This is a genomic window from Streptomyces sp. NPDC058239 (genome assembly GCF_042882185.1).
Taxonomy (GTDB): Bacteria; Actinomycetota; Actinomycetes; order Streptomycetales; family Streptomycetaceae; genus Streptomyces.
The window spans coordinates 112,444-124,765 of sequence record NZ_JBHVWS010000005.1; the positions used below are offsets into that span (position 1 = coordinate 112,444).

9 protein-coding genes and 3 pseudogenes are annotated in these 12,322 nt (G+C 67.9%); 1 reads left to right on the forward strand and 11 read right to left on the reverse strand.

Translation table 11 applies throughout. The features are described from left to right. The first annotated feature begins 310 nt into the window (after positions 1-310). On the forward strand, positions 311-1,909 hold the full coding sequence (locus ACFVYE_RS09185; protein WP_389604825.1) for an alkaline phosphatase D family protein: 1,599 nt from the start codon (positions 311-313) through the stop codon (positions 1,907-1,909). A gap of 114 nt (positions 1,910-2,023) precedes the next feature. Here the strand turns inward: ACFVYE_RS09185 and ACFVYE_RS09190 are convergent, their stop codons facing one another. The 11 genes and pseudogenes from ACFVYE_RS09190 to ACFVYE_RS09240 form a co-directional block, all read right to left on the reverse strand. Then, positions 2,024-4,141 (reverse strand): glycoside hydrolase family 6 protein, encoded by a 2,118-nt coding sequence (locus ACFVYE_RS09190; protein WP_389604827.1) that lies wholly within the window; start codon positions 4,139-4,141, stop codon positions 2,024-2,026. An 84-nt stretch (positions 4,142-4,225) separates the two neighbouring features. Next, positions 4,226-4,972: pseudogene (locus ACFVYE_RS09195) on the reverse strand (cellulose binding domain-containing protein); the annotation flags it as partial. Positions 4,973-5,002: 30 nt separating this feature from the next. After that, positions 5,003-5,779: pseudogene (locus ACFVYE_RS09200) on the reverse strand (hypothetical protein); the annotation flags it as partial. An 11-nt stretch (positions 5,780-5,790) separates the two neighbouring features. After that, positions 5,791-8,538: a glycoside hydrolase family 48 protein gene (locus ACFVYE_RS09205; RefSeq protein WP_383977781.1), complete on the reverse strand. Its 2,748-nt coding sequence runs from the start codon at positions 8,536-8,538 to the stop codon at positions 5,791-5,793. Positions 8,539-8,921: 383 nt separating this feature from the next. Continuing rightward, positions 8,922-9,347: a cupredoxin domain-containing protein gene (locus ACFVYE_RS09210; protein WP_383977774.1), complete on the reverse strand. Its 426-nt coding sequence runs from the start codon at positions 9,345-9,347 to the stop codon at positions 8,922-8,924. Between the two features lie 4 nt (positions 9,348-9,351). Continuing rightward, complete coding sequence (locus ACFVYE_RS09215) at positions 9,352-9,606, reverse strand: hypothetical protein (RefSeq protein WP_383977778.1); 255 nt, start codon at positions 9,604-9,606, stop codon at positions 9,352-9,354. Positions 9,607-9,927: 321 nt separating this feature from the next. Next, positions 9,928-10,131 carry a hypothetical protein gene (locus tag ACFVYE_RS09220; RefSeq protein WP_389604954.1) on the reverse strand — a complete coding sequence of 68 codons (204 nt, stop codon included), beginning with the start codon at positions 10,129-10,131 and terminating at the stop codon, positions 9,928-9,930. Positions 10,132-10,345: 214 nt separating this feature from the next. After that, a pseudogene (locus ACFVYE_RS09225) lies at positions 10,346-10,411 on the reverse strand (DUF6207 family protein); the annotation flags it as partial. 214 nt (positions 10,412-10,625) lie between these two features. Next, positions 10,626-11,054 carry a hypothetical protein gene (locus ACFVYE_RS09230; protein WP_383979021.1) on the reverse strand — a complete coding sequence of 143 codons (429 nt, stop codon included), beginning with the start codon at positions 11,052-11,054 and terminating at the stop codon, positions 10,626-10,628. Positions 11,055-11,247: 193 nt separating this feature from the next. Next, positions 11,248-11,592: a hypothetical protein gene (locus ACFVYE_RS09235; protein WP_383979024.1), complete on the reverse strand. Its 345-nt coding sequence runs from the start codon at positions 11,590-11,592 to the stop codon at positions 11,248-11,250. Beyond that, positions 11,589-12,101 carry a hypothetical protein gene (locus ACFVYE_RS09240; protein ID WP_383979027.1) on the reverse strand — a complete coding sequence of 171 codons (513 nt, stop codon included), beginning with the start codon at positions 12,099-12,101 and terminating at the stop codon, positions 11,589-11,591. The genes ACFVYE_RS09235 and ACFVYE_RS09240 overlap by 4 nt, the downstream gene beginning before the upstream one ends. Positions 12,102-12,322 lie beyond the last annotated feature (221 nt).

Genomic DNA, 12,322 nt, shown 5'->3' on the forward strand with positions numbered 1-12,322 from the left:
GTCCTTCCGTCGCACCGATTTTCCCCATGTGAAATCTAACGTTAATTCTGTGGCGTGGAGACTATGAGCCCCTCCGAGGGGTGTCAAGGGTGTTGCCGACCCGGCCTCGGCCACCTCGGGAAATCGCCGATGTCTCCCCAACTAACCGCCTGTGAACGGCGTTGAGACCGCCGATGCGTGGTCTTGTGGCGTGTGATTCGCCTGTGATATCCAGCCTGTGATTACCACATGGGCGGACGTGAAATCACGCGCCGATCCCACCTCGTAACCGCATGGGATCCCGCCCGACGAAGGGACGAGCTTCATGCAAATGGACAGTGGGTCAGGCGGCACCGGAGGGTTCGGCAGACGGGCGATGCTCGGCGGGACGGTCGGGATGGCCCTTGCCGCGGCCGGCCTGTCGGCGGGCCATGCCTGGGGCGATGCCCCCTTCCACGACGACCCGTTCGCCCTGGGAGTCGCCTCCGGCGACCCATGGCCGGACGGATTCGTGCTGTGGACCCGCCTCGCGCCCCAGCCCCTCGCCCCCGACGGGGCCGGAGGCATGCCGCCGTACTCCGTCGACGTCCAGTGGGAGGTCGCCCGCGACGAACGCTTCCGATCCGTCGTACGCCGGGGACGGACCCGCGCCGTGCCCGAACTCGCCCACTCCGTCCACGTCGAGGTCTCCGGGCTGCAGCCGGGCAGGCACTACTACTACCGCTTCCGCGCCGGTGGTGTGCACAGCCCCGTCGGCCGCACCCGCACCGCACCCCCGCCGCACAGCCGTCCCGAGGAACTCGACTTCGCCTTCGTCTCCTGCCAGGCGTGGTTCGAAGGCTTCTACACCGCCTACCGGCACCTTGCCGAGGAGGACGTCGACCTGGTCCTGCACCTCGGCGACTACATCTACGAGAACGCCATCGACGCGATGGGCGGCGTACGCAACGTCCCCGTCGCCGCCGAACTGCGCCCCGAGCCGATGGACCTCGTCCAGTACCGCAACCGCCACGCACTCCACCGCTTCGACCCCGACCTCATCGCCGCCCACCAGGTCCATCCGTTCGCCGTCGTCTGGGACGACCACGAGGTCGAGGACAACTGGGCACGCGACAGGTCCAAGGCCGACACCGAACCCGACCAGGACCCGGCGGTCTTCCGGCAACGCGCGGCGGCGGCCTTCCAGGCGTACTACGAACATCTGCCGCTGAGGCTGCCGAACAAGCCGAACGGCTTCGAGGCCCGGATGTACCGCAGCCTGCGCTACGGGCGGATGGCCACGTTCCATATCCTCGACACCAGGCTCTTCCGCGACGACCAGCCCTGCGGCGACGGCACCAGGAGCGGCTGCGACGAACGGCTGACACCCGGCCGCACCATCCTCGGCCCGGAACAGGAGCAATGGCTCCACCGCGGCCTCGGACGGTCGGACACGACGTGGAACATGATCTCCCAGCAGATCCCCGTCACCCAGGTCGACACCGACCCCGGGCCCGGCCAGGCTTTCGTGATGGACTTCTGGGACGGCTATGTGGACGCCCGCCGACGGCTGTTCAAGGAGATCACCGACCGCAGCGTGAGCAACCCCGTCGTACTCACCGGTGACATGCACCGTCACCTCGCCGCCGATCTCAAGCAGAACTTCGACGACCCCGAATCGCCCACGCTCGGCGTCGAGTTCGTCGGCTCGTCCATCTCCACCACGAAGGACGGGATGGACCTGGACCCCTCCGGGGCCAGACTGCTCGCGGCCAACGAGCACATCAAGTTCACCAACTTCCAGCGTGGATACGTACGTTGCTCGCTGAGCAGGGAGAGCTGCCGCGCCGACTTCCGGGTCCTCCCGTACGTCACCACCCCCGGCGCCCCCGTCTCGACCCGCACCTCACTCGTGACCGAGGCGGGCCGTCCCGGAATCCAGCCCGCCTGAGAAACGCCGGCCGCCCCCTGCCGGGAGAGCGACAGGGGGCGGATCGTGCCGGGCGTGTCCCTCGTCCGGCCCTCGCCCCGTCGCCGCCCGTACGGACGGCGACGGGAGACCCGGTCAGGGAGCGGTGCCCCAGGAGAGGGCGCCGCCCGCATAGACAGCGATCTTCGAAGCGTCGGCGTAGGCCGTGTTGGTCCCCCGGCTGTAGTCGTCGGCCTCGTTGAAGTTGGACCAGTCGGTCTTGTTCAGCCGCAGCTGGATCTCCCCGGTGGAGGCTCCCGCGGCCAGGCTGCCGCTGCCGAAACCGACCTCCAGGTAGTGGCTGGCCCCCGCAGCCGAACCGCCCGAGGAGGACACCCGGCTGTTCACATTGGAGCAGCCGATGACCGCGTAGTCGCACGCAGTGCCGAAGGTGCTCGCACCGGCCTCGGGCGTGAACCAGTACCGCACCTTCACCGTGGACAGATCCACCGCGGTGGAGCCGGTGTTGACCAGTTGCAGACCCATCCGGATCTGGTTGTCGGTGGCGGAGGAATCGGTGTTCTTGTACTGGACCTTGAGGGTGCCGTTCCCGGTGCCGCCGCCCTGGTCGGTCGTGGCCGAGGCCGCCGCGGAGGCCGCCGAGACATTACCGGCAGCGTCCCGTGCCTTGACCGTGTAGCTGTACGCGGTCGAGGCCGTCAGACCCGTGTCCGTGTAGGAGGTCGACGCGGTGGAACCCACCTGAACTCCCGAGCGGTACACGTCGTACGCGGTCACACCGGTGTCGTCGCTCGACGCCGTCCACGACAGCGAGACACTGCCGCTGGTCTTCCCCGAGACCTTCAGACCCGTGGGCGCGGTCGGCGCCTGGGTGTCGTCGTCCCCACCGCCGCTGCCGTCCAGCGGCGGGTAGGCGTTGCGTACCAGCTCCTGGAACTGTGCGGAGAACCAGTGGCCCGCAAGCGGGGAGTTCGGCAGGGCGCCGGTCAGGTTGTTGCCGTTGCGGCCGTTTCCGGTGTACGTCGGGTCGCACATCCGGTCGAATCCCTTGCCCTCGTCGTTGTCGACGGGCCGGCTGTTGCCGTCCGACTCGCCCGGGGGCTTCGCCCAGACGTAGGCGTCGATACCGGGTTCGGGGGCGCTGGTGGGCCGCTCACCGATACCCGCACCGCTCTGGTTGCACCAGTTGCCCGCATGGATGCGCCGGTCGACGCGGCCCCCGTTGACATAGTCGTCCACGTTGGTCAGCGGTCCCGCACCGGTGGGCCGGGCAGAACCGCCCCAGCCGTTGCGGGCCGTGTCGATCAGCATGCCGATGTTCGAGGCGAAGCCCTGGTTGATCAGCTCCGTGCGCAGCGCCTGTGCGAAGGAGAGCTCATCGACATAGAAGTTCCAGTCCACCCACTTGGACTGACGCACCGTTGTGCCGTTCACGGTGTCGGTGACCTTGAAGTTCGGCTCCTTCAGGGCCGAGTAGTTGGCTGTGTTCACGATGAAGCCCTGGACATCGGCGACCGTGGCGCCCTCCGTCGTCGCGGCCTTCTTGAACTCCTGGGCCGCCGGAACGAAGTTGGAGTCCCAGCCCAGCCAGCCGTGGTGGGCCGCATCGATGTAGTTGTAGACGTTGGGAATCGCACCGAGGGTGTGCAGGGCGTAGCCGACACCCTTCTCGTAGTTGCCGTTCGCCTTCATCGTCGCGCACGCCTCGGTGGATCCGGCCGAGCCGCCGGCGTTGGTGACCAGGTTCGGCAGCGAGTCCGGCTCGATGACGGTGACGATGCGCAGACTCGCGTAGGCCGGGTCGGCAAGGATGCCGGCGATGGGGTCGATGTAATCGGTCTTGTACCGGTCGAGCTCGGTCGGGCCGAGCTCACCGTTGGACGCCAGTGCGGCGCAGTCCCGTCCCGGCAGGTCGTAGATGACCACCTGGAAGAGGTTCGCGCCCTGGTCCAGGGCGGTGTCGAGGTGCTCGCGCAGGCTCATCGCATCGCCCACGCCCTCGATGGCGGCTATGCGGTCCATCCAGACGAAGGAGGGCTCGTCGGCGATCGCGCTGCCGCCCGGTTCGGCCGCCGCCTTGGCGGACCAGTCGGGGTTCACATACGCGGTGGCGCCCGCGTACGGGTTGTCGACCCGGGCTGCGGCCGACGCCGGCGAGGGTGTGGCCACCGCCAGCGCCGCGCCCAGCGCCAGGGCGGAGAGTGCGGCCAGTTTTCGGCGTACTCCATGCAGGGTGGTGCCTCTGGTTCTCATTGCGGCTCCGTGCTCCTCTCGTACGCCTGCGGAGGTTCCCCGCAGACGGGTTCGTGGGGGTGTTGCTCACGGGCAGCGGCCTGGTCAGGGCGCGGTGCCTCCGGAGAGGGCGCCGTCGATGTACACGGCCACCTTCGAGGCGTCGATGAAGGCCGTGTTGGTGGCCCGGCTGTAGTCGTCCGCCTCGTTGAAGTTCGACCAGTCGGTCTTGTTCAGCCGCAGCTGGATCTCCCCGGTGGAGGTTCCTGCCGCCAGCGTGCCGCTGCTGAATCCGACCTCCAGGTAGTGGTCGGCGCCGGGGCCGGCGGCGGAGGAGGGCTGCACACGGTGAGTGACTGTGCCGCAGCCGAGGACTGCGTAGTCGCACGAGGTGCCGTAGGTGGTGGCACCGGATTCACCGCTGAACCAGTAGCGGACGGTGACATCGCTCAGGTCCACCGGGGCCGTTCCGGTGTTGACCAGCTGCAGCCCCGGCCTGATCTGGTTGTCGCCCGGTGAGGCGTCATTGTTCTTGTACTGCACCTTCAGCGCGCCGGTGGTGCCGCCCGCTCCGGTCGTCGCGGTGACGGCCCCGGAGGCTGCCGAGGTGTTCCCGGCCGCGTCGTGGGCCCGCACGGTGTAGCTGTGCGAGGACGAGGCGGAGAGCCCGGTGTCGGTGAAGGCGGTCGAGGCCGTGCTGCCCGCCTTCACCCCGTCGCGGTAGATGTCGTATCCGGTGACGCCCGTGTCGTCCGTCGACGGAGCCCAGGCCAGGGACACGGTGCTGCTGGTGGTTCCGGTGACATCGACGCCCGCCGGGACCGACGGGGCTTCGGTGTCACTCCCGCCGCCCTCCGTGTCCGCCTCGAAGGCGAACTTGTTCATCCCGAGGCCCTGGCCGCCCTGCCAGATCTCGAACCCGGCCTCCGCGTCGATCAGATAGTGCGCGGGGTTGATGGCACCACGCGTGACACCGTCGTCGATCAGACCCTTCACATTGAAGTCGGTCAGCTCGGTGGCGCCGTTCTGGAGGACGTACGAGATCACCTTCCAGCCCGAGGCGCCGGGCCCTGTCCAGATGTCCCAGGTCCGGCCGTCGAGCTGCACCGTGGCGGTGTGCGCCCCGATCGGCTGCACGCCACCGCGGTGGTTCATCCAGATCATCAGCTCTGTGCCGTCCGGCTGGTCGTCCGTGACCGGGGCGGAGTCGAACCAGATGTCCATCGACACGTTGTACGCGCCGGAACCGACCTGGGTGGTCGACCAGTCGGCGCGTACGCTGCCCAACTCCGCGACACGCAACGGCAGTCCACTGTCCGTCGTGCACACACCCCAGTGACAGCCCTTGTAACTGGAGGGGTACGTGGCCGGGGCGCCGTTCGTCGGGAGCGCGAACGAGGACTCGGTGAGACTCCAGGCACCCGTCGCGGGGTCGACACCCACACACTGCCGGGCCTCGGAGTTCCACTCGTTCTGCTGGTAGAGGTACCCGCCTCCCTGCAGTTCGGTGGTACCCCACTGCGTGCAGTCGGTGACCGGCGCGGCCGACGCGGGCGAGGCGCCCGTGAGCACCGACGCCGCGGCGAGCAGCAGCGACGCCACCGCTCCGGCGAGCGCCGGGAGCCTGCGGCCGGCGCGCCCGGCCGGCGCGACTGTCATGCGGCGGCTCCTCACGGCTCGACCCCCCAGGCAAGGGCCCCGCCGATGTACGCCGCAACCTTCGAGGCGTCGGCGTACGCGGTGTTGGCGGCGCGGCTGTAGTCGTCGGCCTCGTTGAAGTCGGACCAGTCGGTCTTGTTGAGGCGCAGCTGGAGCTCGCCCGTCGAGGCGCCGGCGGCCAGCGTGCCGGCACCTCCGGTGAAGCCGACTTCCAGATACCGATCGGCACCTGTCTTCGGGGCCGCGGCGGCCACCACCTTGTGGGTGATGTTGGACGATCCGAGCGCGGCGTAGTCACAGTTCGTGCTGAAGGTGTTCGCGCCGGCCTCGGAGGTGAACCAGTACCGGACCGTCACCGTGGACAGATCCACGGGGGCGCTGCCGGCGTTCAGGAGTTGCAGACCCAGCCGGATCTGGTTGTCGGTGGCCGAGGAATCGGTGTTCTTGTACTGGACCTTCACCGCACCGCTGCCGCCGCCGCCCGACTTCGTGGTCGCGGACACGGCGGCGGAGAGCGCCGAGGTGTTGCCGCCCGCATCCCGCGCCGCCACGGCATAGCTGTACTCGGTGGCTGCGGCGAGGCCCTCGTCGGTGAACGTCCTTGTTGTCGCGTTCCCCGCCAGCACCCCGTTGCGGTAGACGTCGTAGCCCGTCACCGCGACGTTGTCGGTGGCGGCCGACCAGGAGAGCGACACACTGGTGCTGGTCGTGGCGGTCACGGCGAGTCCACCGGGCACCGTCGGCGCTTCGGTGTCCGCGCCGCCGCCCCCTTCCACCAGCAGTTCCGCATAGATGGCGAAGGCCAGCGCGAGCGCCGCCTGTGCCCAGAAGCGGTGATAGGTGAAGGCGGGCGCCGCACCGCCGTCCAGATATGCCTGGACCTTCGGCCAGTCCGGGTCGTCCCGGTACCAGGTGCGGATGTCGATGAAGGTGGCACCCGGCTCGACGGTGTCGCCGTTCGGCATCGTGCCCGACCACCCCGACGGGACATACACCTCGTCCTTGAAACGCTTGTAGTCGGTCCTGGTCTCCGGTACCGCGATGCCCTTGTCGTCGGCGTTCAGCGCCATCGCGTCGAGGAGGGCCTTGGCCAGCGCGCCCGCGGCCCGGTCGCCCGACTTGGCCGCGTAGTACGTGAGCGTCTTGACGTAGGCGGCGCCCACGCCGACATCGTTGGAGTAGTCGACGACCGATACATGCAGCCCGGAATTCCTCCCGGGGGACGCCGGGTTCCAGGTGTCCGGCTGCCCCGTCCAGCTCAGCGTGGAGGGGAAGCGGTAGCTGCCGTCCGCGCCGACCGTCGTCTCGCCGGAGGCCCAGGCGACCCACTTGTCCAGCACGGCGCCGGCGGTGGCGTTGCCGGTGACGTAGTAGTACGCGGCCACCCGCTCCATGCCCCATGCCTGGAAACCGAACCAGTTGTTGCTCGGAGGGTCGTGGTAGACCGGCTGCCAGTCGTAGGCCATGCCGTAGAAGGTGGGAGTGCCGGCGGGCGGCGTACCGTACTGCCCCTCCCAGCTGTTGGTGCACCCGCCCGCGAACGCGCCCTCGCTGGACTGCAGCCAGCTCAGGAACTCCAGTTGCCGGGTCAGACTCTTCGCCCAGTCCGCCCTCGCGGTGGCCGACTTGGGAGTGAGTGCGGGTACGTTGGACAGCGCCCAGGCGGAGAGCGGGTTCTGGTACCCCTGGTGGGAAGCACCGTCACCGATGCGCCAGGCCCAGCCGCCGCCGCTGCCGGCCGCGGCGCCGCCCCAGGCGTAGTACCAGGACAGCAGGTAGTGCTGGGCGTCACGGCCGGAGGCGGCCGGGCAGGAGCCCGGGTCGGTGCAGTCGCCGATGCGCTTGAAGTACTTGTCGAACATGGCGTAGCGGAGGTAGTCGCCCATCTTGGCGGCCTTCGCCACCGAGGCAGCGACCTCGCTCTCCTTGCCCTGCGCCGAGGCCCAGCGATAGGCCCAGTAGGCGGCCTGGACCGCGCGGGCGTCGGCGTCCGGCGCGTTCGTGTACTTCCACTGCTTGGCGTAGCTCTGGTCGCCGACGAAAAGATCGAGATAGCCGTTGGGACCGCCGTACTTGAAGAGGTCGGTGGTGGGTTGCGGGACGGTCTCCCACACCGACTCCTGTGCGCCGCGCTGGTAGGTGTTGATGAACGAAGGACCGGCGCCCGGGCCAGCCTCACCACCGGTGCCCGGCTTGTTGCCGTAGCCGTAGGTGTTGTCCAGGTCCATCAGCCAGTGCATGCCGTATACGTCCATCGTGCCGTAGGACGCGGCCAGTTCGGTGGCGAGCGGATCCGTGCCGACGGAGACCGAAGTGTCCAGAGGCGAAGGGTAGTTGTCCGGCAGCGGCCACTCCGGGGCGTACGTCGCGGGGGCCCCGGGGTTGTACGAGTCACTGGTCGGCTGGTCGGCGTGTTGCGGAATGATCGTCTTCTCCGCCACCGCCCAGGCCGCGTTGAACGGGGCCCAGTCGCCGGTCACCCGCCCGTACGCCGCCTCCAGCCACATCCAGAAGCTGACGGCCTCCGAGGTGGTCTCGTGACCGTGGTCCGGCGCCTCCACCATCAGGGTCTCGACCGAGTGGTACGGCAGGCCTTCCGGGCTGAAGTAGCCGTTGGCCGCCGCCTTGATCTTGCCGTACTGGGTGAGGAAGGCCTGGGTGTACGGGTCGTCGGCCGCAGCGGCCCGGGCGCCGTCGCGGGCAGCCGGGGCGGCCGGCGCGGCGACTGCGGCGCCCCGGGCCAGGCCCACGGCAATCAGGCTGCCACCCAAGGCACTACTGAACGTTCTACGTGATATCGACACAAATCCTCCAGTGGCGGGTGTCGTGGGGGAGGGGTGGAGGGGCGGAGGGAGGTGCGGCGCGGCGGTGCGGAACGGTTCCGGGCGGCGAGCAGGGTCCGATGCCCCGGGCGGGTTCACTGCCGGGGTGCGCGGCGGCCGTTGTGTGCAAGTCTTGATTGTGGGAGCGCTCCCAAGGTGGCGTGGTGATGCGCACCTGTCAAGAGTCAAATCACAACTGCTTTACGGGTTCGTTAACTTGACGCCCTGTCGAATGGCCGGCCCGTGGCGCACAACTGCTGGTGGCACGAGGTGCGCCCGGGGCCGCAGTCGTGTGTGGCGCCCGCGCGGGATTCCGCGCGTCATCGGACAGTGAGCGAACCCTTCATGTAAGGGTGAATGGTGCAGATGTACGCGTACGTGCCGGCCTTGCCCGGTGCGGTGAAGGTGACCGTTTGCCCTGCCGCGACATCGCCGGTGTCGAACACCTTGCTGCCGGTCGCCGTCACGGTGTGGGGTGCCGCGTCCTCGTTGACCACGGTGATCAGCGTGCCCGGGGCGACCGTCAGACGGGCGGGCTTGTACGCGAAGTCCTTGATCGTGATCAGCGCCTTGCCGACCGGCGAGGACGAAGGGGGCGGGGCGGGCGAGGAGGGAGCGGGCGGTGTGGCGCTGGAGGACGACGAGCTGCCGCCACCACTGTTCGAACAGCCGGCGAGTGCGGTCGTGCAGACGATCGCGGCGGCCACGGTGATACCTGCCCGGCCGGGCAGAAGCAGAGCGCGCATGATGTCAGTTACCGCCACCGCTGGTCGGCTGAGCCGGGCCCGGTCGGGGCGTGCCGGACTTCACTCTGCCCGTGACCTTGCTGCCGGATGTGTCGAGTACGTACCACTCGGCGCCGGAGTCGTTCACCTTCTGGCCGTTGGTGTCACCGGCTCTCTTGTCATCCGCGAAGCAGTTAAGCCCGTCAATGAAGGGCGGATCGATCTCCAGGATCGGCCGGACTACCCGGTTGGCCAACGGCTTGGCCCTCGACAGATCCACGGCACGGACTGATCTGTTGCTCCTCTCCGAGTTCGTGCACCGCTCCGACACCGTGATCGGACAGCAGCATGGTGTCCGTGACCAGGACAACCCGCTTGGTGACATGAGTGAAGCTCCCCATCTCTGAAGACAGCCCGACGTAGTTACGGGGACGTCGAAGCGACCTTCGCGCTCAGGAGGCGCCCGTAGCAGTTACAAAGCATGCGGGCGTACTTGTGGCTGGTCTTGTGCAGCAGGTTTCTGACGTACCCCGGCCGCCCTCGTCAAAGCCCCGCCGAACAATTCGGCGGGGCGATGCGATCACAGTGGAATCGAATGGGCTCAGGCTCGCTCTCGCACCTCGGTGCCGTCGTACGTCCCGCCGACGCAGTTGCCTAGCCCGGGCTCGATCTGGACAACCTGCCCGCCCCCGTCCAGGCACTGTTGCGGGAAGATCCAGTCTTCCGCGTTGGCGAATCCCGCGCTTCCGAGCGTGAGAGCAACGGTCGCGGCGCACAAGGCAACCGCTGTACGGGCACGACGCATGGGGACATCCTCGGGTCGAATCGGTTGGGCAACCAGCCAATTGGATCCCCGTTCGATGCCCTGCTTTCGGTATTCCTCCGATTGTGGGCGCGTCACGTTTGCATCCGTCGGTTGCCGAGGAACGACTACCTCGATCACCCCGCCCGTTCGGAGGTGCCCTCCATGCTCCGCAAGCCCCGCCGCCATCTCGGTCGGTCCGAGGTAGGCGCTCGTCGCCGGCCGCCACCTCCACCACAACCAGGCCCGGCTCAGACACATGCACCGCATCGAAGGACCTCATGCCCGTACCGAGGCGAGCAGACCGAAGCCCGGTTCCTGAGCAGCGGGTTGTTCACTAGGACGGGGAGTAGGTGACATACGAGAGATGACGAGGCGGAGCATCTGACGCGAGCAAGATCACGTTACTTGGTGTGAATTTTTATAGGACAGACCCCCTTGGCGAGAGGGAGTGGCTGCTTACCGAGATGTCCGCAGCTGTCGTTGCCGAGGGAGATCTAGTGGAGTGGCGGTGAGGTGTCGCGCACCACATTCGGGTTGAATGGCCGGGCGAGCGGCGACGTGTGATGCCTGCAGTTCGCTGGGTTCAGCCAGCGCTTGTACACGCTGTCATATTCCTGCGTGTAGCCGTAGATCCAACCTTGCCCGTACTCGTCCGGCCGGAAGAACGGTGGGCCGCTCCTCGGCAGGCAGTTCTCAGCATCCCGCTTCCCAGCGGCGGCCCCCGCATGCATCCCTTCACAGTAACCACGCCAGTAGGTGGTTTCTTGTTCCGGATGCTGGCAGCGCAAATAGTAATGGGGCGTCTCCTCGGAGACAGCCTTGGAGGCATGTGTGGCCGGGCGCTCCGCTGCGACAGCAGGCGAGAGCGTGAGGAAAGCAAGGATTGCGGGCCCTAGGAAGACTGAGTATCGGGTCCAGCGCATCTTCTCCTCCTCGGGGCGTCGTTCAAATGTGCCCTCAGTACCAGTGCACTACCGCAGTCGCACTCTCGCCAGCGGGGACGGGAGGCTTCGGCACTGCCCTTCTGGATCCCGCGAGCTCCCGATGCCTACAGCTGCGTGATCACCAGGTTCCGCCAGTAAGGACGCGTCGCCAGATCGGTGATGGAGCCGTTGCTCAGCCCGAGGTAGCCGCCGCGCGGTATGTGGTGTCCGCGACCGGGCCCGTCGTCCAGCCCGTCCCGTCCGTACGGCGCAGCTCCACCGTCGTCGGCGTCACGTCGATCTGGAAGCTCATGGCTGTGTCTGCGACCGGTGCCGTGGTCGTGATCGTGGAGCCGATCTGTGTGCACGTCGTGGAACCGGCGGTGTGCCGGTACAACTGCATGTCTCCGGAGGCCCGCATCACCAGGTGGTAGCCGCCGCTGGTGTTGGCCGTGCCGAAGCGGTACGCGTCGTCTGTGGCCTTCCCGAAGTAGATGCCGCCATGGATCGTCGCTGCGGGCAGCACCTTGTACTTCATGTCGAACGCGATCCGGTAGCCGCTCGCGCCCGCCTGTACTGGGCTGTACGTGCCGAGCCGTAGGACTGGTTCGGAAGGGAGTTGATGCTGACCCAGCCGACGTCAGGCGCGGGCGCGAAGGCGAGTGAGTAGGCGCTGTCGTAGTCCAGTGTCGGAGTGCCACCACTCTCCTTGATCTGAAGGTCCCAACGGGAGGCGGTGCGCTGCGGCAGACCCGTGGAGACGTACCGCGGGTCGGACGCCATGATGCCGACGACGCCGAGCCCTGTGAGCCGGGTGACCTGGCTACGGCGGTAGACGGGCCAGGAGAAGACGGGCTTGCCCCGGGCGAAGACCTGCTGGATACGGGTGTCGGTGAACGTGGTCTGGACGCCCCAGTAGTCGACCATGGAGTCCTTGCCATCCATGGTGGCGTCCGTCGTGCTCGAGTCCAGGTAGACCCACGTCCTGTACCCGGCCGCCTTCGCCCACGGCAGTGACGCCGTACCGATGTGGGCCTTCCAGGCCACCGACCGTGGGGTGTGCGGGTAGTTCGTCGACAGGGCAGGTTCTCGAGCGGCACCACGGTGTCGTTGCCCTTGGCCTCGAGCAGGATGATGACCTTGCCGAGGAACTCGTCCAGCACCTGGCGGAGCGGCACCATGGGCTGATCCGTCCACCAGGGGCCGAGCATGACCCGGCCGTTGGTGAGGACCTGCTGCCCGATCGCCTCGGTGGTGTACGAGTTGAC